24 protein-coding genes are annotated in these 21375 nt (G+C 37.9%); 7 read left to right on the top strand and 17 right to left on the bottom strand.

The window, feature by feature from the left end; translation table 11 throughout:
- Positions 1–236: 236 nt before the first annotated feature.
- Positions 237–1175, bottom strand: a complete 939-nt coding sequence (locus CRO56_RS18495) for a bifunctional helix-turn-helix transcriptional regulator/GNAT family N-acetyltransferase (protein ID WP_097160106.1) — start codon at positions 1173–1175, stop codon at positions 237–239.
- Between the two features lie 294 nt (positions 1176–1469).
- Here CRO56_RS18495 and CRO56_RS18490 point away from each other — a divergent pair, with 294 nt between their 5' ends.
- The 3 genes from CRO56_RS18490 (at position 1470) to CRO56_RS18480 (ending at position 3930) form a co-directional block, all read left to right on the top strand.
- Positions 1470–1820, top strand: a complete 351-nt coding sequence (locus tag CRO56_RS18490) for a YkgJ family cysteine cluster protein (RefSeq protein ID WP_097160105.1) — start codon at positions 1470–1472, stop codon at positions 1818–1820.
- Between the two features lie 126 nt (positions 1821–1946).
- Complete coding sequence (locus tag CRO56_RS18485; protein ID WP_097160104.1) at positions 1947–2606, top strand: potassium channel family protein; 660 nt, start codon at positions 1947–1949, stop codon at positions 2604–2606.
- A gap of 1 nt (position 2607) precedes the next feature.
- Positions 2608–3930, top strand: a complete 1323-nt coding sequence (locus tag CRO56_RS18480; protein ID WP_097160103.1) for a TrkH family potassium uptake protein — start codon at positions 2608–2610, stop codon at positions 3928–3930.
- 199 nt (positions 3931–4129) lie between these two features.
- On the opposite strand, the gene solA is transcribed toward CRO56_RS18480, so the two are convergent.
- From solA to CRO56_RS18435, 10 genes are all read right to left on the bottom strand, one after another.
- Positions 4130–5254, bottom strand: coding sequence for an N-methyl-L-tryptophan oxidase (gene solA / locus CRO56_RS18475; RefSeq protein WP_097160102.1), 1125 nt, complete (start codon positions 5252–5254; stop codon positions 4130–4132).
- A gap of 36 nt (positions 5255–5290) precedes the next feature.
- A complete protein-coding gene (gene fosM / locus CRO56_RS18470; protein WP_097160101.1) occupies positions 5291–5716 on the bottom strand; it encodes a FosM family fosfomycin resistance protein in 426 nt (141 codons plus the stop codon).
- A gap of 561 nt (positions 5717–6277) precedes the next feature.
- A complete protein-coding gene (locus CRO56_RS22995; protein WP_179714349.1) occupies positions 6278–6433 on the bottom strand; it encodes a hypothetical protein in 156 nt (51 codons plus the stop codon).
- Positions 6434–6487: 54 nt separating this feature from the next.
- Positions 6488–6964 carry a DinB family protein gene (locus tag CRO56_RS18465; RefSeq protein WP_097160100.1) on the bottom strand — a complete coding sequence of 159 codons (477 nt, stop codon included), beginning with the start codon at positions 6962–6964 and terminating at the stop codon, positions 6488–6490.
- Positions 6961–7767 carry a type II pantothenate kinase gene (gene coaW / locus CRO56_RS18460; RefSeq protein WP_097160099.1) on the bottom strand — a complete coding sequence of 269 codons (807 nt, stop codon included), beginning with the start codon at positions 7765–7767 and terminating at the stop codon, positions 6961–6963. The genes CRO56_RS18465 and coaW overlap by 4 nt, the downstream gene beginning before the upstream one ends.
- 35 nt (positions 7768–7802) lie before the next feature.
- On the bottom strand, positions 7803–10949 hold the full coding sequence (locus CRO56_RS18455) for an AAA family ATPase (protein WP_097160098.1): 3147 nt from the start codon (positions 10947–10949) through the stop codon (positions 7803–7805).
- Positions 10946–12094, bottom strand: a complete 1149-nt coding sequence (locus CRO56_RS18450) for an exonuclease SbcCD subunit D (RefSeq protein ID WP_097160097.1) — start codon at positions 12092–12094, stop codon at positions 10946–10948. Before CRO56_RS18450 ends, CRO56_RS18455 begins: the two co-directional genes overlap by 4 nt.
- Before the next feature lie 156 nt (positions 12095–12250).
- Positions 12251–12388, bottom strand: a complete 138-nt coding sequence (locus tag CRO56_RS18445) for a YvrJ family protein (protein WP_097160096.1) — start codon at positions 12386–12388, stop codon at positions 12251–12253.
- A 67-nt stretch (positions 12389–12455) separates the two neighbouring features.
- Positions 12456–12677 (bottom strand): DUF2922 domain-containing protein, encoded by a 222-nt coding sequence (locus tag CRO56_RS18440; RefSeq protein ID WP_097160095.1) that lies wholly within the window; start codon positions 12675–12677, stop codon positions 12456–12458.
- Positions 12678–12715: 38 nt separating this feature from the next.
- Entirely contained in the window at positions 12716–12934 is a 219-nt protein-coding gene (locus tag CRO56_RS18435; protein ID WP_097160094.1) for a DUF1659 domain-containing protein, read from the bottom strand.
- Positions 12935–13198: 264 nt separating this feature from the next.
- Here CRO56_RS18435 and speD point away from each other — a divergent pair, with 264 nt between their 5' ends.
- Positions 13199–14515, top strand: a complete 1317-nt coding sequence (gene speD / locus CRO56_RS18430) for an adenosylmethionine decarboxylase (RefSeq protein WP_097160093.1) — start codon at positions 13199–13201, stop codon at positions 14513–14515.
- A gap of 156 nt (positions 14516–14671) precedes the next feature.
- On the opposite strand, the gene CRO56_RS18425 is transcribed toward speD, so the two are convergent.
- The 5 genes from CRO56_RS18425 to CRO56_RS18410 form a co-directional block, all read right to left on the bottom strand.
- Positions 14672–15343 carry a DUF2642 domain-containing protein gene (locus CRO56_RS18425; protein WP_097160092.1) on the bottom strand — a complete coding sequence of 224 codons (672 nt, stop codon included), beginning with the start codon at positions 15341–15343 and terminating at the stop codon, positions 14672–14674.
- Positions 15344–15358: 15 nt separating this feature from the next.
- Positions 15359–16717: an arsenic transporter gene (locus CRO56_RS18420; protein WP_097160091.1), complete on the bottom strand. Its 1359-nt coding sequence runs from the start codon at positions 16715–16717 to the stop codon at positions 15359–15361.
- Entirely contained in the window at positions 16710–16871 is a 162-nt protein-coding gene (locus CRO56_RS22990; protein ID WP_179714348.1) for a hypothetical protein, read from the bottom strand. Before CRO56_RS22990 ends, CRO56_RS18420 begins: the two co-directional genes overlap by 8 nt.
- A gap of 73 nt (positions 16872–16944) precedes the next feature.
- Entirely contained in the window at positions 16945–17631 is a 687-nt protein-coding gene (locus CRO56_RS18415; protein ID WP_097160090.1) for a DUF2642 domain-containing protein, read from the bottom strand.
- Between the two features lie 39 nt (positions 17632–17670).
- Positions 17671–18120, bottom strand: coding sequence for a hypothetical protein (locus tag CRO56_RS18410; RefSeq protein WP_097160089.1), 450 nt, complete (start codon positions 18118–18120; stop codon positions 17671–17673).
- A gap of 388 nt (positions 18121–18508) precedes the next feature.
- Between CRO56_RS18410 and CRO56_RS18405 the strand changes: the two genes are divergently transcribed.
- Positions 18509–18616 (top strand): YjcZ family sporulation protein, encoded by a 108-nt coding sequence (locus CRO56_RS18405; RefSeq protein WP_097160088.1) that lies wholly within the window; start codon positions 18509–18511, stop codon positions 18614–18616.
- A gap of 686 nt (positions 18617–19302) precedes the next feature.
- On the opposite strand, the gene CRO56_RS18400 is transcribed toward CRO56_RS18405, so the two are convergent.
- Entirely contained in the window at positions 19303–20316 is a 1014-nt protein-coding gene (locus CRO56_RS18400; RefSeq protein ID WP_097160087.1) for a DUF1646 family protein, read from the bottom strand.
- Between the two features lie 210 nt (positions 20317–20526).
- On the opposite strand from CRO56_RS18400, the gene CRO56_RS18395 reads away from it, so the two are divergent.
- Both CRO56_RS18395 and CRO56_RS18390 read left to right on the top strand, forming a co-directional pair.
- Entirely contained in the window at positions 20527–20796 is a 270-nt protein-coding gene (locus CRO56_RS18395) for a hypothetical protein (protein WP_097160086.1), read from the top strand.
- A 129-nt stretch (positions 20797–20925) separates the two neighbouring features.
- Entirely contained in the window at positions 20926–21108 is a 183-nt protein-coding gene (locus tag CRO56_RS18390; RefSeq protein WP_097160085.1) for a DUF6954 family protein, read from the top strand.
- The last annotated feature ends 267 nt before the right edge of the window (positions 21109–21375 follow it).

Raw genomic sequence — 21375 nt, 5'->3', positions numbered from 1 at the left:
CAAGTCCCCCATCGCAATCCTAAAACTGCTTTGTACAATACCGCAACAATAAATTCCATTACGTGTCCTTGGCAAATTTCATTCACTCTTTTTTATGGATTCATAGATTTTTTTATATAAAAAAGACCTTATATACCTCTGTATATAAAGCCTTAGTATGACATAGCTGTAATGATTATTTTTAAATTTCAACAACAAAAGTATAGAAAAATCCGCAGATTTCCTATTTTATTTTATTATAGAGTTTGCTTTTCATCGGATAGATCTAAGTCCCACCGTTCTTCTACTAATCTCGAGCCCGTCCATTCATCGTTAGGCTTTTCTTCTGTTAATCTAAAATTATATTTTTGATAAAGATAGCGAGCAGTGTCTAAAATACTGACAGTCCATAGAAAAATATGTTTATACCCCTGCTCTTTACAGAAATGAATCGCAGTCTCTATAAGTTTCTTACCTATCCCCCTACCATGATAATTTTCATCTAAAACGAACCATCTTAATTGGGCTACTTTATCATTGGATCTAGTTATCGCAATCGAACCAACCATTTTTCCATCTGCTTCAGCAATCCATAATTCTCCTCCATCCGTATTGATCATAAATTCTGTTAAGCCTTTCATCACGTAATATTCAAAAATCCTGCCAAAATTATATGTTTTTTCGTACAACTTTCCGTGCAGGTGTGCGACGAAACCAACATCCCCTGGTCGAAACGGTCGAATAATGAATTCTGACGGAGAGGAATGCTCTTTTATGAATATGGATTCTATGGTTTCCATTGAAGCTATTAACTTTGTCAATTCAGAATGAGACATGCCTTGAATCATTCTAGCTACTTCACAATTTGCATGTTCAACCAGGTCATTTAAAATTTCTTTACCATAGTTAGTAAGAAAGAGTAAATATTGACGTTTATCATTTTTTAATTGCACTTTAAAAATGATTTTTACCTTCTCAAACTTTTGAACGATTCGGCTCATATAACCACGGTCAATTCCAAGATTTTCTCTAACTTCAGACGCGGTACAGCCATTTCTAAAATTTATTTCAGTTATCACTCTTGCTTCTGTTAGAGAGAAAGGCTGATTATAGATTTCTTGATCGATTTTGCCTAAAAGATTTGAATAATAGCGGTTGAATTTCCGGATTTTTTCCACATAATAATTGGGTTCCATCTTCACCCTCCTCAATATTCAGAAAATTAAACTAACTCAAGTATAGGATTATTAGTTGACTAGGTCAACTAATAATTCGTTATCACTAAGATTTTTTTTCGATTTGTGATTAGATAAATTTAACAGTTTAAATAGAATTTTATACCATAACTATGGTATAATTGGTTTGATTGAGAAGATAATCCATTTAGATTTGATCCACAAAACTGTTTAGTAAATGAACTAAACGGTTTTTTTGCGTTCAAAAAATGGGTTTGAGTAAATAGAGCATAATTATTTTTAGGAGTTGATGATATGGATACATTACCTTGCTTAGGATGTAAGGGTTTGTGCTGCGGTCCAGTTCCTGTCACTGAAAACGAGCTAAAGAAAATAAAAAAGAAGATAAAAACAATGCCAGTAAAAATTCGTTCAGAGCTTGAGAATCAAAAAAGATATTATGGGACCTGCATTTTCTATGATACAAATAATGATAGATGCGGAATACATTCCGTTAGACCTGAAATCTGTAGAATGTTTGGCTATTACAAAGAATTAGTTTGTTTTCGAAAACCTGAATTAGCGACTAAAAACATGAACACAAATGATCCTAAAAAACATGTTGGGATGTTAACGATTGATTTTACATGGAGCTATTTTAAGTAAGTCATTCAACTATTGGATCTGACAAGCCGTTCACGGGGTATTCCCCGTTTTTTTTTATGAGTTTATATAAGTATTTTGCTCGATTAGATTGAGATACTAATAAAAAACAATAAGGAAGAGTAATAAATGAGAAAAAAATCATTTGCTGTTTTCGGTCTTGGACGTTTTGGAGGCACTATTGTTAGAGAATTTTATGACATGGGGATTGAAGTAATAGCGATAGACAAAGATCAAACAAAAGTTAATGAATATTCTAAGTATGCAACCTATGCCGTTTGTGTAGAGGTCATTGATGAAACAACGATAAATGAGCTCGGTATTCGTAATGTAGATCATGCCTTTGTATCATTTGGAGATAATATGCAGTCCAGTATTTTGACCTCCATGATATTGAAAGAAATTGGTATCCCTCAAGTTTGGGCAAAGGCTCAAAACGATTACCATTCAAAAGTTCTTGAAAAAATCGGAGTAGACCGGGTCATCCATCCAGAACGTGATGTTGCCAGAAGAATTTGCCATCATATCGTTTCTGAGAAAATGATCGACTTTATCGAGTTATCGAAAGAACACAGCATGGTCGAGATTGTTGCAACAAATAAAATCGAGGGCCGTACCTTAGGAGAGCTTAATGTACGTGCTAATTATGGTTGTACGATTGTGGGCATACAGCGCGATGGTTCATTTATTGTCTCTCCTTCTGCTGAGGAAGTGATTCAAAGAGACGATGTCTTAATTGTCATAGGACATAATAATGATATCGCTCGTTTTGAAGAAAAAGGTGTCTAAAATGAGGTTTAAATATGTTAATCTGAACCCCTCCCAGCTGCTTGTACTTGTATTTGTGTTTTTTATTATTCTTGGTACACTATTGCTTAAACTGCCATTTGCAACAGTGGATTCTATAAGTTTAGTCGATGCTCTCTTTACAGCAACATCAGCTATGACCGTAACTGGTCTCGCGGTAGTCGACACAGGGACTGCCTATACTATTTTTGGACAATTAGTCATACTGATGCTCATACAGGTCGGGGGCTTAGGCATTATGTCTTTCGCTGTTCTGATTTTTATTGTGCTAGGGAAGAAAATCGGGTTCAAAGAAAGAATCATCGTGCAGCAAGCGCTCAATCAAACCTCTATTGGCGGAGTTATAAATTTAGTAAAAAACTTATTTATCTATTCTTTTACTATTGAAATTATCGCAATGATCCTGCTTGCGATAAGATGGGTCCCAGAATATGGCTGGGGAAGAGGAATGTATGTTAGTTTTTTTCACTCTATTTCAGCTTTTAATAATGCGGGATTTTCGATTTGGGCAGATAGCCTGATGAGGTATGTAGGCGACCCAGTCGTAAACCTGGTCATAACAATTCTTTTTATCATTGGAGGAATTGGATTTACAGTCTTATCCGATATTTGGCACAAGCCGAATTTTAGAAGGTTAAGTCTTCATTCGAAGTTAATGATTGTGGGTACTATAGTACTCAATTTATTTGCGATGATGGTTATTTTCTTTCTAGAATACAACAACCCAAATACATTTGGGACACTGGCATCGCTAGGAGATAAAATGTGGGCAGCCTATTTCCAGGCAGTTACACCGCGTACTGCTGGATTTAACTCGCTTGATATTGCAAGTCTACATGAAGGTACCATCACACTTATGCTTCTATTAATGTTTATAGGTGCAGGCAGTGCTTCAACTGGAGGAGGAATTAAACTAACAACGTTTTTAGTCATTGTTTTTTCTGTCATAACATTTCTAAGAGAAAAACGGAATATTACCATTGGAAAAAGATCGATTAAGGATAAAGCAGTTTTCCGTTCTCTTGCGATTTTGACGATAAGTATCTTGTTTATCTTTTTAGCAGTCTTTCTGTTAAACATAACGGAGCCAGATCCTTTTTTATTGATTTTATTTGAAGTGATTTCTGCTTTTGGTACGGTCGGTCTGTCTATGGGTTTAACTGCAGATCTATCCATTATAGGCAAGCTAATCATAGTACTTGTCATGTTCTTTGGTAAATTAGGTCCTCTGACCTTTGCATTTTCACTGGCAAAGCCGGAAGCTGAAAAAATTCGCTATCCGACTGAAGATATCCTAACAGGATAGTTTTCGAGGAAAAAGGGATTGGCACTGCAATCCCTTTTTTACTGGGCTGTTTTCGCAAAGATTGTTGCGAGGAGGCTCGACTTCCTCCCCGGGGAATCTTGTGTCTGGAGCGAAATGGAACGGACATGTTTACCTCATTAAAAAACAACAAAGTATACGAAAACAGCCTTTATTTAATAAAATCACTTTTGTCTGTGTTTCAAAACCGGCCAATAGAAAACGGCGAAAGATCAATTTCTGACTTCCCTGAAATAATTAATTGGCTCAAAGCCTGCCCGACCGCACTGCTGAACTTAAAGCCGTGACCAGAAAAACCGGCAGCTATCGCAACATTCGAATACTCTGGGTGTAAATCGATTACAAAATTTTCATCAGGTGTCAATGTATATATACATGTTTTACCGTACTTTAATGGTTTGTTTCCAGGCATAAAGTGTTGTAAAAACTGTGATAAATCTCCTGCATCTTCCTCTAACTCTCCAAAACCAGGGATGGATTCATCCGGATTGATGCGATTTCCTCCGTCATGCCTGCCTACTTTTAATCCTGAACCACCGATGCTTGGGAATCCATAATAAAGACCTTGGGCTGTCTCAAATACAAAGGCAGGAAAATCTTCATGATGATAAAGATCTTCCTCAGCATCAAACCAGGCAAATGTTTTTCTTACGGGGGATAACGGAAGCTTTAAACCTAACATGGATAGGAGACTTCGCGCCCAGGCTCCTGCAGAAACAACTAATGAATTCGAGGTAAATGTCTGGTTATCGGTCCTAACTGTAACACTGTTGCCATGAACAGAAATTTCTTTTACTCGACTGTTGGTTAAAATTGTTGCACCTTGCTGCACTGCCAACTCCCGGTAGGCTTCAATACATTCCTCCGATTTTAGTACGCCAGAGGTCGGTTCAAAGCAGCCAATATAGTCTTCAGGTAAAGAGATGCCAGCCCAGCGTTTATTGACTTCATTAGCATCAATTACATCAAGCGGTAACGAATAGGTTTTTGAACTGGAAATTATGTTTTGGATAAAATCTGTTTTTTCCTCACCTACACTGAGAACCCCTGTTTGCAGAAATAATTGTCTTCCCGTTGCTTTTTCTAAGTCATGCCATAATTCTTGTGCTCTAAGAACTAATGGAACATACTCTTCCCCTTCCGCATAGGCATATCTGATTATTCTTGTCTCACCGTGATGACTTCCTCTATTATGAGGCGGATTAAAGGAATCTATTAATAGAGTTCTTTTTCCGCTTTTTGCTAAAAAATAACCTGCCGCCATCCCCATGGACCCAGCTCCGACTACAATCACATCGTAGTGCATACCAAGTATCCTCCTTAGATTATGCTTAATCTCTATTTATTCGTTATAAAAAGTCATATGTGTCTTGTCTTGCCGGTAATAGTCGAGCCGGTCTTGAAGAGTTCCGGTATGGAATTCGAATTTATGGCCATCGGGATCGGTAAAATAGATGGATTTCTGATCTCTATCATCTCGGATCCTGCCAGGCAGAATATGTACATGAAGAGCAAGCAGTTTTTGATAGACTTCATCAAAGTCTTTTTCTTCAATCGAGAAAGCGATATGAGTATAGGACTGATGTATTTCATTGCGTGGAATGTCTTTTTCTTCATTGAGGGCAAGCCAGAGTCCGTTAAGGTCAAAGTAGGCTGTTGTTCTTCCTTTGACTAACAATTTGGCACTAAAGACTTGCTGATAAAACCGAATTGATGCTTCTAAATTTGAAACGGAAAACAATAAATGATTGATTGCTTGAATTTTCATCGTACCACCTCTTTCCTATTTTAACATTATTACAAGTGGTTGGCGGCTTGGAAGAACAAATTGTAAGCAAGTCGATATTGGTGGATTTAGCCGGGGGTATCATTCTGGAGTGTATAAAGGACATTTCTTCCTCTTTTCCATTAAGTTTTGTCCTTAAGAAGCTCTATTAAGGACACTTCTTCCTATTTTCCATCCATTTGCGTCCTTTAGAACCTCTCTCAAGGACTTTCCTTACTCTTATCCATCTAATTACGTCCTTTAGAACCTCTCTCAAGGACTTTTCTTTCTCTTTTCCATCTATTTACGTCCTTTAGAACCTCTCTCAAGGACTTTCCTTACTCTTATCCATCTAATTACGTCCTTTAGAACCTCTCTCAAGGACTTTTCTTTCCCATTTCCATTCATATAAGTCCTTTAGAACCTCTCTCAAGGACCCTCCTTCACCTTTTCCATCTCCCTATGTCCTTGAGAAACCTAATCTACCGAGATTTTTTATAATTTCATAAACAAAAAATAGCAGCCATTCATTAAAATTAAAATGAATGCTGCCATTTTCTCATGTTAACTTGGGTCATTTTCATCTAGGGATAGAGTGATAACGCTCGTATAGTCTCCCTCTTTTATTTCTTCAGGAGTTGCATCCTTTTGCAATTGATCTTCTGTGTTCATTCCTTCGGCAATCGTTGGTTCATCCTTTGCGCGGTCCCGCTTTTTCATTGATAAACACTCCCTTCACCTGTACTTTTCCCACTGAAAGGAGTATTTATCCATTTATTCAAATAAGGACACTTGCGGGTCGTTGTCAAAACAATGAACAAGCATGGCATGGAGCTGTCCGCGATGGTGATAAAGATGAGCCGCCATTTCGATGAGCCATTCGAACTTGGTGTAGGTAACTCCCCAATAAGAGGTCCCTTCTTGGAGAAGTTCACTCTCCGTCAATTGTTCATACTGATCCGCAAGATACTTAAAGTTATTGAGCAATGCCTCTTTTATACTTTCTAGCCCCTGAAAGACCTGAGAATGGTAGTATTGATTCATTTCTTCCTGTGTGGAGCCATTCGCAATCAGATAGTCCGCTTTACAGATTAAAGCGATATGCTCTAACAATTCCCCAAGTGATCTTTTATCTTCAGACGGCCTTAAAGATAAATCCTCTTCTTCTAGTGTGTCCATGATAGCAACTATCGAAAAAACGGCTACTCTAATTTGGTTGATTGCACCTTTACAAAATGTATGCTTAGTCATGACTGATAAGTGATCGCTCCTATAGCCCCTGCGTATGAACCATAATCGATAAAGATACTTTCTTGCTCAAAGCTGCCGTCAAAGCTGCTGATAATTTGCTGCAGAGCAGGATTATTCGCAACAGCACTTCCTACGTAGACAAACTTTTGCACCTGGAAAGGTGATGCAAATTGTTTGGCCAAAAGGAGCAGCGTTTCCCCAATCATTTGAAACAATGCGGCAGCGACATCCTCTTTTTTACTGTTTGAAAGTTCAGGTTTCCCGAAATTTGCAGCCGTTAAGTCTCCTGGAAGCGGCGGTTCTTCATCCTCATATAAGTCTTTTACTAAAAGATCGACCGTACCGCGCTTTCCTCTTTGTGCAAGCTCCACCACTTTAGTAAAATCATGTTCCTTAAGCAATAGCTGACTTAAACCATTGATTGTTCCCCCGCCAATACCAGAGCCAAACAATCGCTGATATTTGTCACCTTCTACTATATAAAAGGAGGTACCCGTTCCAATACTGATAATTAAATACTTTTCAGGCACTTCAATCTTTTCCTTTATCAGCAACTCACGTGTTCCAATACAGACAGAGTCAAATTCAGGGACAAGGGTAACCGTAGCACCAGCCAGCTTTTCCTGAACTTTATGGGCTTTTCCTCCAGTTACTTTATACGCAGAAAGCGGCCCCAATAATTGAAGCCAAGCAACCGCCTGATCCATTTCGGCGATTGGAAACCATTTATAATGATAACTCCCTTGTTCTTCATAGACGACTTTTAACAAGCTTCCCCCAGCATCAATTCCAATTGTTTTCATCAAGAAAACTCCTTCTTTAATAGTGGATTCAACTTCTATACAACTGATGATTCAATGTTAAATCTAGTTGTACTTCCCGTTTGAGTCGCAATAATATCGAGTCTGGCATCGATTCTTTCCTTCAGTTCTGGTACGTGAGAGATGATGCCTACAAGTCTGCCGTTGTCTTGAAGTTCAAAGAGAGTTTCGATTGCTTGATCTAATGATTCCGGATCTAATGTACCGAACCCTTCATCAATGAATAAAGTTTCAAGGGAAACACCCCCGGCATACTGCTGAACGACATCGGCTAATCCTAAAGCTAAAGCCAAGGATGCCTTAAAGCTCTCCCCGCCTGATAAAGTTTTAACATGGCGTTCCTGACCGGTGTACTGATCATAAACCAGAAGTTCAAGCCCGCTTTGTACGTTCCCTTTAGAGCGGTCCGACTTACGGACTAACATATACCGTCCGCTTGTCATGTTTTTCAGCCTGCCATTGGCTACTTTTAAAATATCGTCTAGAAATGCGGCTAACACAAATCGTTCAAATGATAAACGATATGTATTTTGCCCTCTTGAAATGGCTGCTAATTCTCCGATGATTTTGTATTGGTTTTCATGATCCCGGATCTGTTCCGTTAATTTCGTCACTTTTTCTAAAATCGTTTCATTTCTTTGCAGCTGGTAGGATAGAGTCGAAACCTGTTCTTGAACCTGCTTAAGAATTAGCTCATGTGCTTCCGCTTTTGCCTTCAATGCTTCTAAGTCAGGCATTTCCACACCTTTCAGAATCTGATTGAGGTCTTCGATTCGGTCTGTTACAGAGCGGACCTCCTCGAAGTAGGAGCGGACCTTTTGTTCAAAATCTTTAATTTGATCGTGACTCAGTTTTGCCTGCTCATATGACTGGTACGTGTCAAAACCTTCTGTTTTTAATTGTTCTAAAAATAGCTCTCTCTCCTGTTTCAAGCTTTTTTGAATCTCAGCTAATTGCTGGTCAAGACTTTCCAGTTTTCCGAGGGTAGTATTATAAACTACTTTAATATCCTGATAATCTTTTTGAGTCTTTTCCCATGCTTGTTCAAAATGCTGAAGTTCGGCTTTTAAAGAAGACGATTTTTTTTCATATTGTTCGAATGACCGAATGTCTTCCGGCAATGATTTTTGGATAAAGATCAGCTGAGATTTAATTTCAAGCAGCTCTTGGGAAATTTGATGTTCGTTCTCAACTGCCTTTCGATTTCTTTCTTCTAACTGAATAACGAGCGCTTGTGCTGTTTCCATCGTGCTTTGTAAAGTCTCCAGTTCCTTTTGAACCGTTTCATTGTCTGCGAGCTGTTGTTTGAGTGTTAGGATTTGGCTCCGGGTGTCTTCCATATAATTTTTAAGTAATTCCCTAGTGATATCTGCATTAAATTCCTGTAATTCTTTCAGCTGCTCTTCTGCTACACTTTGCTCATAGTCCCGTTTGTTGACTAAAGTAGCATACTCATTCTTTACCTCGAAAAGCTTAATCTCCGATTTCTTTTTATTTTCTTTATACATCTTTAGAAGATTAGGATCAAATGTAGCTTCTTCAGTGAATTCAGCCCTTTTTGGATGCTCGGTTGACCCGCAAACAGGACACGGAGCCCCATCTGTTAAAGAATGAGCTAAAATTTTGGCCTGCTGATCATTCCATTTCTGTTCAAGCTCTTCCACTTGGGCAGTTTCTTCATTATATTTGGCTTCTAGTTTATCCAATTCCGCAGATTTGGCCACAATCGAGATGTCTAATTTCCCAATCGATTCAATTAGTATTTGCGTGTGTTCCATCTTTTTCAAAGCATCGACAAGAGCTTTGCCTTGCGCTTTTATTTCATAGACCGCCAATTGTTTCTGATGAAGCTCTTTTTCTTTTTTCTGACCGGCGCTAACTTTTTCTTTTTCTGTGATCAGCTGTTTTTCGCTCTCTATTTTTTCTTGCTTTGCTAATTGCTGTTTAGACTCCAGTTCAGTAAATCGCTCTTGAACTTTTTGCAGGGATTCCATCTCTTTCCGGAGGCCCTCAAGTTGCATAAGTTCATTGGCTATCTTTTTTTTATGAGGTTCGTTTTCCTTTAATTTTTCGATTTTTGCTTCAAGCACCTGCATCATTTGTTGAGACGATTCTCTTTTTTGCGTTTCCTCCTTTTTCAAGGATTCAATCTGCGTCTCATCTTTTTTGAGGCGGACACAAACCTCTTCTTGCTGCAACAAACGCTCGGCTTTTCTTGCATTTTCGATCGAACTTTCCAGTGTTTTGACCCATTCCAGTTTGGCAGTCAGTTCCTGTTTTTGTTTTTCTAACTGAGCTTTAAGTTCAAACTGCTGCACGATTTGCTCGCCTCTTAAAAGTGCTGCCTGAAGCTGATCCCGCTCGATTTGTTTCTTTTCCACTTCTTCCTTCTCTTTTTGAAGCTTGTCCGTCATCGCCTCTATTTCAGCCAAAAGTAATTCATGAACCTTATCATAATGAATCGATTCCGCTGCAATTTCAATTTGTAATTCTTCGTTCATTACAACATTAATATCGCGAAGCCATTGCTCCCTTTCAGACAAGGTGCCTTCAATTTTCAGCTTCGATTCCTGCGCCTTTTCTTTTAGCTTTTCTTCGATTCTTTTATACGTTTCGGTGTGGAAAAGCCTCTGCATAATGACCTCTTTGTCCTTACTGTCAGAGGTTAATAATTTTCTAAACTCGCCTTGAGGAATCATTAAGATTTGCCGGAACTGATGAAAATCCATTTGCATCAAATCTTTTATTTGCTCATCCACTTCCCGTACATTGGAGCCTAACAGGACACGGCTGCCGTCGGACTTCATTTCATAAAGCTCAGCTTTGGCCCCGATTGTTGTAAAACCATCGCCTCTCGCTTTCTTTTTTTCTTGTTGCGGCGCCCTCCAAATATAGTAGTTTTTTTGCCGAAGAGAAAAGGATAAAGACACCTCAGTCGGACAGTCATCTGCTGCAAAATGACTGCGCAATTCGGGTCCCACCCTGTCTTCTCCACTCGCTTTTCCGTATAATGCAAAGCTAATCCCATCAAATATTGTTGTCTTTCCGGAACCGGTTTTCCCTGATATCAAAAACATGCGCTTATTTTGTAAAACCGTAAAATCAATTGTTTCCATGCCCGCATAAGGTCCAAATGCCTGCATGGATAACTGAAGAGGTCTCATAACGTTACACTCTCCTTTTTCTTCACTTCATCTATCACTAGCTCGAGCCATTTCTTTTTTTCAGGACTGAAGGTTGCCGTAGTCATTTCCTGGTAAAAAATCTCAAACAGTTCGACCTCTGACATTTTATTTTGCTGAACGGTTTGATAAATTTGTTTCTGTTTTGAATCCATCCAGTCTACTTTTCTTTCTAAATGAAGCACATTTGGGTACACATGTCTTAATTTTTGTATCGGATCATGAAGTGTTCCTTCATCAAGGAGACTTACTTTCAGATAGTCTTCTGTCTCCTGATTTTTATAATATTGCGGGTCTAACAGTTCATCTAAATAACCTTCGATTTCCCTCATATCTCTTTTTGGTTTTAAAACCCGTTCCGTTCTGTGGGCGATTCCCTTTTCATTAATCTCAACAATCGAAATCGATTTCTTGTGACTCGCCTCAGAGAATGAATATTTTAATAGAGACCCCGCATAGTGAACAGTGGGATGAGAGATGGCATGCGGATGATGCAAATGTCCTAAAGCTGTGTAGGAAAAAGGTGCAAAATTTTCGGCTGAAACATGGTCAGCACCCCCAACAGAGAGGGTCCGTTCCGAGTCACTCGTCTGTCCGCCTGTGACAAAAGCATGTCCTACTAAAACATTAGGGTCATCTGATGATATGTATGGTTCCATGTGCTGAATAATCGCCTTCATGGCTTCATCGTGTGTCGTAATAGATGGATTCCCAAGCACTTCTCTAACCGCAGCTGGCTCAGCATAAGGCACAAGGAAAAAGTTTACCCCCTCAATATGGACTGGCTGGAATAAATGTGGCAGCTTCCCTTCTAAATAAAAGTGAGTATGCCTATACCAAGAAGAACCAAAGGATAGCCGTTCCGCACTGTCATGATTGCCAGCGATCGCGACAACAGGGACCTTTAATTCTACGTTTAATCGAAAAAGTACATCATTTAATAGATTAACAGCGTCAGTAGGCGGTACCGAGCGGTCATATAGATCCCCAGCTATTACAATCGCATCAGGCTGCTCTGCTTTGACTAATTCAATAAATTGCTCGAGCATATAAGCCTGATCTTCAGTCATGTATAAACCATGAACTAGCTTTCCTAAATGCCAATCGGCCGTGTGAATAAATTTCATTACGTCCCCTCCCGAACATTCGTTCCTTTCACTCTATATATTGGACACTTGAATCCTGATATCCTTCTTTTTTTACAATCCTTTCTATTATAACACCCTAAAAATGGCTAACAAAAAGTGAAATCCTCCCAGCTAAGAGAGGATTCCCATTCATCATTACGGGTGGAGCTTTTCCGGAAGGCTTTGAATGGATTGTATCAGGGTATCGAGCTTACTTTCAATTCGATAGAGCAAGAATAAAGTCACGACAACCGGAAACCCCACCTCACCTACAAGAGAGATCCACTGATCCATATAGGTGTCACCTCCATTCTCTCAATTTCAAAATTAAAGGGGCTGCTTGTATACAGCCCCTCGTGCGTTATGCTCCAAATTCATAGTCGGTCACATTACGTTCAACAAGCCTTGCACCTATAATGGACACGAAATCTCCACTATTTGCCTGGAAGATATTTTGCGTCAAAATCGTGTTCATCGTTTGTTCAACTGCAACCGGGTCAACTGGTTCAATTGGGTCATTAATCGAAATTCGGCTGACTTTCCCCATTTGTGTGCCAAACTCTAACTCTAGTGTTTTAGCCATCTATTATTCCCTCCTTTCTATTAAAAAATCGTGATTCATTAGGCGGTAATGTCAGTGGTGTCATTTCTTTCAACAGAAAATAATGGAACAGAACTTAAACTGGCAATTGCCTGTGCAGTGGCTAAAATTTGATCAGCCGTAGCGGACTCTTTCACTGCATTGTACGATTTTGACTTTAATACCTGCTTCCCATCCTGATCCAATCCATGGTCATAGAAAAGACGGATACGGGATTCTGATAGATTTGCGACTGCCATATGTCTCACCCCCTTTCACCTATTAAATAGACTTCAAGGGAGAAAAAGGACAGGGTGAAATGAAAAAAGTCAGCCTTGTTTGGCTGACTTACTATGTAGATATATGCTGAATTTTACTAAGAGCCTTGATTTAAAAGCTCAAGCTGTGTACAAGCACAAACCGTTTAACAGGCATTTCATAAAATAATAACACAAGTATATAAAAAATTATAAGCCTATAGTTTCATGATTTTTTAGAAAAGTTAAAAACAAAAGGAAGTGAATATGGTGGACACAAATGGAGTACATTTTATTATTGATGCTTTTTCATGTGATGATCAAATTTTGAATGATGCTAACCTTTTAGAAAATATTTTAAAAAAGGCAGTTTCAGATTTAGGCATGGTTATGTTATCATCCCGCTTTCATACTTTTTCGCCTCAAGGAGTCACAGGGGTCATCGTTCTTTCAACTTCACATATTTCCATTCATACCTGGCCAGAACACAGGTATGCTTCTATTGACTTGTATACATGCGGGAATCCTAATTGGCCCGTTTTAAATGAGCTGCTTTTAACATTAAAAGCAGAGAAAGCGCATGTTTATGAAATATCACGGGGAAATGAACACATTTCTAGTCCTGCCTGGAAAGAAATTTCATTAACAGCAAATTCCACTCAAGATGATATAAAAAAGAAAGTCATTGAAATAAAGGAGAAACAAGGAAATGATTGGGATAAATTACAATTAAAAGAAATCCTAGAGGACAAGCATCAGATCTATCATAGCGAATCAACTCCTTTTCAAGATATTCTTCTTTTAGAAGTAAACGATCTTCGTTTATATTTAAATCAAGAATTACAATTCTCCTCTTTGGATGAAAGACATTATCATGAAGCATTAGTTTATCCGGTTATGGAGAATGCGAAAAAACATGAACGGGTTCTGATATTAGGCGGTGGAGATGGACTTGCTTTACGGGAAGTTTTGAAGTACCCAGATGTATTGCATGTAGACCTTGTGGATATTGACCGGAAAATAATTGAGCTAGCCAAAACAAACCCAAAATTATTAGTCTTAAATATGGGTTCCTTTCACGATGAGCGAGTGTCGGTTCATACAGAAGACGCCAAAAAGTTTATTGACCGCAAACAAGAACCGTATGATGTGATTTTTATTGATTTTCCTGATCCTGCTGATCCTATTATTAGTTCACTATATACAAAAGAGGTTTTCAAACAGATTACGAATTTATTAGAACAGGACGGTGTACTCGTATGTCAATCCGGTTCACCCGAAGATACGCCAACTGTTTATTGGAGTATTGCAAAAACATTGGAGAGTGCTGGTTTGTTTACTCGCGGATATGTCAGTGTTGTTCCTTCCTTCGGATTATGGGGGTTTCATTTAGCATCCCGTCTGGATCTTAGATCTATAAAATTTAACATATCTGTTCCGCATCGTGCCTTAAAGGATGATACATCCTATTTATTTAAACTTCCAGATAAATTAGTATCCATGCAAAAAAATGCGTTTATCAATTCAAAAGATTCTTTAGAATTGCATAATCATTATTTAAGAGAACTGAAAATCATGTATTAGTCACACTAGTTATAAAATTCCCTCCTAGACCTAATTTTTTTATATCATAGTTTCATTTCCCTAGGGTTAGGAGGGATCAGCTTTTATTTCAAACTGAAAAGGGATATGTTTACTTAAGGAATCAGCCGTCTTGTTAGCTCGTCCCAGCATAAAAATTTATGGAAAATGAATCGTTTGCACATGATTCATATTTAGATAAGCATTACCCCTTCTCGCTTTTTTGATTTCGATCTGGCTGTTGTCAATCTTCATTAACTTTCCGACTCGATCCCCCTGGTCTCCAAAGTTAAATATCACCATTTTTCCTGCCGATTTTTTTAATTGTTCTTCGAGCGTTCTTGCTAATGTCTGATTAATTTCAGATACCGGAAACTCCTGTCTGCTCAAGCCATAAGGAGATTCAGTTGGATTGTATGGTATAATCCATTTTAAATGTTTTAATGAAACATAAATTGTTTTGTAGAGCGGACTATAGAATACGAAGTAATCTGTCATTACATTTGTAACGAATCCATGAACGGGATGCTTACCTGTTACGTATATTTCTGTAAATATTCCTTTAGCAGCAGTTAATATTTTTCTAAGGGAAATAGAGGATAAGTCATCCTGTATACTAGGTTCGACTTCTGGCTTTTTAATATCCGACTCCTCATCTTCTTCTAAAAGTCTATAATATTGAATGTGATAGAGGGAAATATAAACAAAATCTACTCCGTTATATATGACCAATACATCATTGCCTGCATCAATCAGTCGACCGACAAATCTATTTTCACCGTTCATTTTAAAATACATGTTCTCCCCAATAAATTGACTAAAATCGTTCACCTAAATCCTCCTTTCTTAAATAAATAACCAGCTTATCCACAAATACAGACTAAATAGGCTGACTACTAAACCAATTGGTATAATGATAATGGTCACCCGGAAATACTCACTCCAAGAGTAGTGGATATGATTCTTTTTCAGAATAAACATCCAGATTAGCGTAGCAAGGGTACCTACTGGGGTAAGAAGTGCTCCGATATCGCTTCCGATAATATTTGCAAGGTACATGACTTGTTCTAGTCTTAAATCTACATTCATCTCTGTCAGCGTAATCGTGCCAATCATTACAGCCGGGAGATTATTGACTAAGTTGGACAGAACAGACAGGAAGATCCCCATTGAAAAAATAGCCCCAAATAAATCATTAGTTACCAGTGGTTTTAGCCACTCTACGAAAATGGATGTAATTCCTACATTTCCTAATCCGTACACAAGAATGTACATGCTTAGGGCAAAGATTAAAATATGCCACGGGGTTTTTTTGATGACATCTGTGATACCGGTTTTGTTTCGAATCCATCGGATCGTCACGATAATAATAGCCCCGACAATCGCGATCCATTCCATCGGAACGCCAAAGCTTGTCAGCAGGAAGAATGATGCGCGTACCCCAACGACTACCAAAATACACATCCGGAACATCCACCAATCCACATTCTCGTGAGAAGGACGGGTGTCAAAAGGATGCCTGGGAACCAATCGGTCTTTCTTGATTCCGCTCAAGTTGGCTTCAATTAGAGGTAATGTAACGGGGATGTCCTTCTTAAAATACAAATAAAGCAAAATGGTTATGGTAATGATCCCGATCATTGATGGCACAAACATCATCGCTACATAACTGTTTAGCGTCAAGCCAACAATCTTCAATGCTATTAAATTGGCAATATTACTAATGGCAATCGGGGCACTTGCAGCTGTTGCAACCAATGCCCCGGAAATTAAATAAGGAATCTGCTGATGTCTTTTAAGATTTAGGATCTTTACGATTTGGATAATAATTGGGGTTGTAATCAATATGCTGCCATCATTATTAAAGAACACAGTCATTAAAAAACACAAAACTACAACATAAAGATAGAGTCGCTTTCCAGAACCTTTGGCTTTATTGATTAAATTTACGGCAACCCACCTGAAAAATCCGATGCTTTCTAACACAATGGTCATCACGATTGTAGATAATATAGTGATTGACGCTCCACTAACGATGTTAAAAATTGCCAGTATATCGCCTAATGAAACGATTCCAAACAAAACAAGTATGAAGGCTGAGATGGATGATGGAATCGTTTCATTTAGGCCACGCGGTTTCCAAGTAATTAACAATACAGTTGCCAAAAACACAAAGAGCGTAATTGAAATTGACACATTATCCATTTATTTTCGCCTCAGCAGTATTGACGCTGCCTTCTGTTAGACTGTATAACTTATTTAATGTCGGTTTTTTAGTCTGGCTGGTAGAAGGTACCGGAGGTTTGATAAAGTTGTAGAGTAATAAACCGGTAAAAACTATAATAGTCGTTCCTAACATGTTCCCGCCTCCTTTATAATGTTTTATCCCAGCTGCTAAAGGCGTTCAAATATTTATAGTTTCTTGGTTCATATTAAATTCTAAAGAGGTTTCGATTATCGAAGACGAAATCGATTCTTCTGCCAGTGTCCCTTTCTTCTGTTTCTTGGTTTTGTTGATTATTATTTTGATTATTATTTTGATTATTCTCTTGTGTTTGATTTTCTTCTTGTTGTTCCTCCTCAGTTTCGATCATTTCATTGAGGTTTTTAATGTGGTAAATGGAAATATAAGAAACTTCGCCATCATTGATTAGGACAATGTGATCATCATTGACTTCACTAAGAAACCCTTGGAGACTATCTTTCTTAGATGAGTTAACCTGAATCCATTTGTGTTTATGAGCTTTCAAAACGTCTGCAAAACTATCAACTTGTACGACTTCGAAATCTTCTAAACTGTTATTGTTATTGTTATTTTTAGCTTTTTGCTTTACAACACTTTTTATATGGCGTAAATTATAGTAGGTAATATTTCCATCGCTATTTTGTACAGCCATGTGCTCCTTGCCTGCCCCTAATAGCGTACCTTCAAAGCCGTCTGGGCCACTAGAGTTTACATTGATACCCTCATTGACTAATGATGCTAAAAAATTTGCATTCACTGTTTGCTCTTCTAGTTTTGGCTCGTTTTGTTGAATTTGTTGGTTTTGTCTGTTTTGCGGATTTTTCGTTTTTTGTGCCATTTGCTGTCTTTTTGAATTGACTTTTTTATTTTTCAATTTAAATCCTCCTGCTCTTTTATTTTTAATACAATTCGCCTATTTACTATTTTCCTTTGAATTGTTATCTTCAGACTCAATTTCGAAATCAATACTGCGAACATGATGAAGCGGAATTTGGATGTAGTTTTCCTTGGTTACGACATACAAACTGTCATCACTTACGTTTTCTAAAATTCCTTCAAACTTGTCTGGTCCCCCAGAGTGAACATTTACCCACTTGTATCTGTACTGACTTAAAAGGTCAGAAAAACTTTTGGCTTCAACATATTCAGCTTGTGCATTTTGCATTTTCTTTGCCGTTTTAACATTCTCAGTAAACGATTTGACATGGTACAATCTTACATATTTTACGGATCCTTCATCATTTTGAAGAGCTATAAAGTCGGAATTTACCCCCAATACCATGCCAGACATGGATTCTGGACCTTTGTTATTAATGTTGATATATCGGCCAACCAATTGGTTTAATAAATGTGTTTGCTCCATTTGAAATCTCCTTTCAATTTTTTATGGCGAATGTACTTGCAGTATATGTGTCATGTATGGAAACAACTAGACTACTACCTATAAAAAATAAAAATGTGCTTTTGTCATAAGAAAGAGTTTATGGAAATAAATAACTCACCTACTAATGAATAGGCATTCAACACAAATTTTTTTAAAAAAATACTGCGAGTTCTCCGCAGGATGGTCAAATATCCTATTTTTTATTGAAAGAGTCTAACAATTGGAATCCTATCATCAGCACTTGTCCCGAAAAATAACATTATTTCTGTGCCTTTTACTCATTTTTTAGTTTTTCTAACCGTTTGTCCTAATCCTTTTAGACAACTTTTACATAGTGTGTAGTAATCGAGCTAGGGGGTGAAATTAAATGGCAGATCGCAGAGATCGAGATCGTGATGGCGGAATGGGATTCGCTTTATTAGTTGTTCTATTTATTCTGTTAGTTATTGTAGGTACAGCTTTCATTGGCTTTTAATCTAAGCTTTACCACATAGTTAACAGTCCCCTGGGAAGCGTAACTAACGCTTCCTTTTTGTTTACTTAAAAATTTGAAGCTTAAACCAGTGCTTAAATCATAAAAGGATTGTTTAGTGACCAGTATCATCCATAATTTTTTTATCCCTGTTATTGAAGATTTTCAGCTGCCATTGTATGTCCTATAGATGTCTAACTTTTTAAAAATCCGCTCTCCTCTCTACACTTGTCCAAGACTTATTCTTATTATTCCATACTATATAGTAAGAGATGTAAATCTCTCACCATAGTTCCCATCCAGCGTTACCATGTTCACCCCCTAGAAAAAGCGTATGAGAATTCATACGCTTTTTCACATTTCTTCATAGATGAAACGTACTAAAATGCAAAAAAAAGGTCAGCATCTAATGTGCTGACCTTATTTGCAAAGAATGGCCTGATAAATGGAGGAGCAACGGTCTCGTAGTGGCGAAGTAATATTTTTCAGTATACACCCTATAAATAGAGCAGATGTTATCTTTCAAAAACATCTACATATCATTGCCATCCTTGCATACATCCCGTTTTTTAGTTCCTCCATGCCCCAGATAGCGGGGTCTGCTATACCTTATTCAAGAAAAAACAATTTGTTTGGACAAGATAAGAATTTTTTTTGGAAAATATTGAATAACTAGATTCCTTCAATCTTTAGTACACAAGGTACAGAACGACAAAGTACACGGCCATCGTAATAAGCCCAACTGGAACACCGAATCGCGCCCATTCCTTACTTGTAATATTGAGTTTTCCCGCTGCGATAATGTTTGGAATATTACCTGGAATCAGCATGCCGCCGCTAATCAAAAGACCCAGTAATATAGCACGAATCGTATCAGGATCCATCGCCGGACTAATTTCAGCAGCAGCCAGCGTTGCATTGTCTAGTACTGCAGATATCATATTAATCCAATATAACAGCATCGGATGCAAGCCAAGAACGTATTCATTAATTAACGGTTCAAAGCCATGGCCAAGGAAAGTGAGACCCATCACGAACAAGTAGATTTTAGCTGAGCGAATCAAGATTTCTTTATAGCTTTCAGCTTTTCGGTCTCCTTCTAAACTATCAGTACTATCACCAGGCTTAACAAAGATCCAAGCTAAGAGACCAAAGATCACGACTGCAGGGATCACTTCTGGTCCGATCAACTCTAATAGGTAAAAGAAATCTTCATTTAGCTTACTTACGGTGATGGTGGAAAGAGGTTCGCCAATTGGGGTTAAAGCTGCACCTAAGCCAATCGAAAAGCAGGCTAAAATCGTTAACCGGATTTCCGATTGCCGGTCAAGCCGAAGCATATTGATAATGATCACTAGTACAATCGCAGCAATAATAGCTGTAATAATACTAGACAGCAGTCCCAAAATAACTACAATTAGAGCAGCAAACACACGTGGTGATAATGCCTTGCTGACTGACAATATTGACTTCTCAAGAGGCACTTGCAGCCACTTAGTCAATAAGCCTGCAACTAAAACGGCGATGGTAATCGTAATTGGATCGACAAACGCCTTTTCGATTAAGTGCCAATCCATTATGCCGCTAATCGCAGCTGCGGCAACCCCCATAATAAAAAGAAAAATCTCCAAATTGTGTTCCACTTTTTTAACAAGGAATGGTAAAAATAAGACAAGCAATAAAATTATCACTAACCCAATCATTTTTTCAGATCCTTCTTTGTAGTATTAAATATGTGTACAAAACCAGTATACTCTTTTTTGAAGAATTCTGTCTATTTATGTGTTTTTTTGTCAAATTATCATTTGTGATCAGCCCCCTTCTCTTTATTTCCCCTCTTTTTTTATCAATGAATCCCTCCCATATTGGACATACTAATTTTGGCAATTTTAAATTGGATGGAGGGAAAAATGATGACAACTCCTGATCAAATTCAGGATCAAGTAAATCGTATTTTTAAAGAAACATGCGGATCTTGGCAGAATTGTAATCAATCCAATGTTCTCTCTTTTTTAGCTCAATGTGAAGAACAAGGATTAGATCCGCAATATTGTTTTAGCTGGCTTAGTCAGAATAAGGAGCTAATCTCTGACTGGTCCCATTTTTCTCAAGTCGCGCAGGAATGGGTAAATGAACATACTTCCACCGGTTCACCTGAAACAGTGTATTTTCAGGATCAGTGATAAACGTATTGGCCAGACCAACAACTGTTGGTTACTGGCCTTTTTCTATTAACGAACCTCCATCGATTTTCCGTATACTATAAGTAATAAGGACATACATTACAGTAAAAAACTAAAGGAGAAATCGAGATGAAAAGATGGGTGTTGTGGGCACTGTTTGTTCCTGTTTATTTGCTTATTACCTTTTTTGGATTAGGACCTGTGTTATTGGCAGATGGGACAGCTGGTGAAAGACTTTTTACTTTGTTGGTGGTTCTTGGAATTTATGCTGTTGTAACTCGGATATTTTTACATTTACTTAAACTGAAATAAACATCTTTACCCTTCCTCTTAAATACCTCTAACTTACATTCCCTTTAATGTGTAAAATCCCCTCTTCCCAAGGCTCGCAGATTAAAATCAGGTCTTACTAAACAAGGCGGATTGCTAAAGGACATAGGTTCCGCTATCCGAGGTAAAATCACCGATTTTCAGAATTATCAGACATAGAATCCTTTATTCAGGTAAAAAAGCGCGATTTTTGAAAGATTCACGTTAAATAACGGATCGTATGTCCTAAAATTTATAAAAATGAGCATT

Origin of the sequence: Bacillus oleivorans, from assembly GCF_900207585.1 — a bacterium.
GTDB lineage: Bacteria > Bacillota > Bacilli > Bacillales > JC228 > Bacillus_BF > Bacillus_BF oleivorans.
Note: the sequence above shows the minus strand (reverse complement) of the source record. Positions and strands in the feature narration are given on the sequence as shown.

Excerpts from the sequence above, each read along its gene's own strand:
- CRO56_RS22990 (WP_179714348.1), bottom strand. The coding sequence starts at position 16,871 with ATGTTAGGAACGACTATTATAGTTTTTACCGGTTTATTACTCTACAAC.
- CRO56_RS18455 (WP_097160098.1), bottom strand. The coding sequence starts at position 10,949 with ATGAGACCTCTTCAGTTATCCATGCAGGCATTTGGACCTTATGCGGGC.
- CRO56_RS18400 (WP_097160087.1), bottom strand. The coding sequence starts at position 20,316 with ATGATTGGGTTAGTGATAATTTTATTGCTTGTCTTATTTTTACCATTC.
- speD (WP_097160093.1), top strand. The coding sequence starts at position 13,199 with ATGGTGGACACAAATGGAGTACATTTTATTATTGATGCTTTTTCATGT.
- CRO56_RS18440 (WP_097160095.1), bottom strand. The coding sequence starts at position 12,677 with ATGGCTAAAACACTAGAGTTAGAGTTTGGCACACAAATGGGGAAAGTC.
- CRO56_RS18495 (WP_097160106.1), bottom strand. The coding sequence starts at position 1,175 with ATGGAACCCAATTATTATGTGGAAAAAATCCGGAAATTCAACCGCTAT.
- coaW (WP_097160099.1), bottom strand. The coding sequence starts at position 7,767 with ATGAAAACAATTGGAATTGATGCTGGGGGAAGCTTGTTAAAAGTCGTC.
- CRO56_RS18490 (WP_097160105.1), top strand. The coding sequence starts at position 1,470 with ATGGATACATTACCTTGCTTAGGATGTAAGGGTTTGTGCTGCGGTCCA.
- fosM (WP_097160101.1), bottom strand. The coding sequence starts at position 5,716 with ATGAAAATTCAAGCAATCAATCATTTATTGTTTTCCGTTTCAAATTTA.
- CRO56_RS18390 (WP_097160085.1), top strand. The coding sequence starts at position 20,926 with ATGAAAAGATGGGTGTTGTGGGCACTGTTTGTTCCTGTTTATTTGCTT.
- CRO56_RS18465 (WP_097160100.1), bottom strand. The coding sequence starts at position 6,964 with ATGACTAAGCATACATTTTGTAAAGGTGCAATCAACCAAATTAGAGTA.
- CRO56_RS18420 (WP_097160091.1), bottom strand. The coding sequence starts at position 16,717 with ATGGATAATGTGTCAATTTCAATTACGCTCTTTGTGTTTTTGGCAACT.
- CRO56_RS18445 (WP_097160096.1), bottom strand. The coding sequence starts at position 12,388 with ATGGATCAGTGGATCTCTCTTGTAGGTGAGGTGGGGTTTCCGGTTGTC.
- CRO56_RS18405 (WP_097160088.1), top strand. The coding sequence starts at position 18,509 with ATGGCAGATCGCAGAGATCGAGATCGTGATGGCGGAATGGGATTCGCT.
- CRO56_RS18450 (WP_097160097.1), bottom strand. The coding sequence starts at position 12,094 with ATGAAATTTATTCACACGGCCGATTGGCATTTAGGAAAGCTAGTTCAT.
- CRO56_RS18435 (WP_097160094.1), bottom strand. The coding sequence starts at position 12,934 with ATGGCAGTCGCAAATCTATCAGAATCCCGTATCCGTCTTTTCTATGAC.
- CRO56_RS18485 (WP_097160104.1), top strand. The coding sequence starts at position 1,947 with ATGAGAAAAAAATCATTTGCTGTTTTCGGTCTTGGACGTTTTGGAGGC.
- CRO56_RS22995 (WP_179714349.1), bottom strand. The coding sequence starts at position 6,433 with ATGAAAAAGCGGGACCGCGCAAAGGATGAACCAACGATTGCCGAAGGA.
- CRO56_RS18480 (WP_097160103.1), top strand. The coding sequence starts at position 2,608 with ATGAGGTTTAAATATGTTAATCTGAACCCCTCCCAGCTGCTTGTACTT.
- solA (WP_097160102.1), bottom strand. The coding sequence starts at position 5,254 with ATGCACTACGATGTGATTGTAGTCGGAGCTGGGTCCATGGGGATGGCG.
- CRO56_RS18410 (WP_097160089.1), bottom strand. The coding sequence starts at position 18,120 with ATGGAGCAAACACATTTATTAAACCAATTGGTTGGCCGATATATCAAC.
- CRO56_RS18395 (WP_097160086.1), top strand. The coding sequence starts at position 20,527 with ATGACAACTCCTGATCAAATTCAGGATCAAGTAAATCGTATTTTTAAA.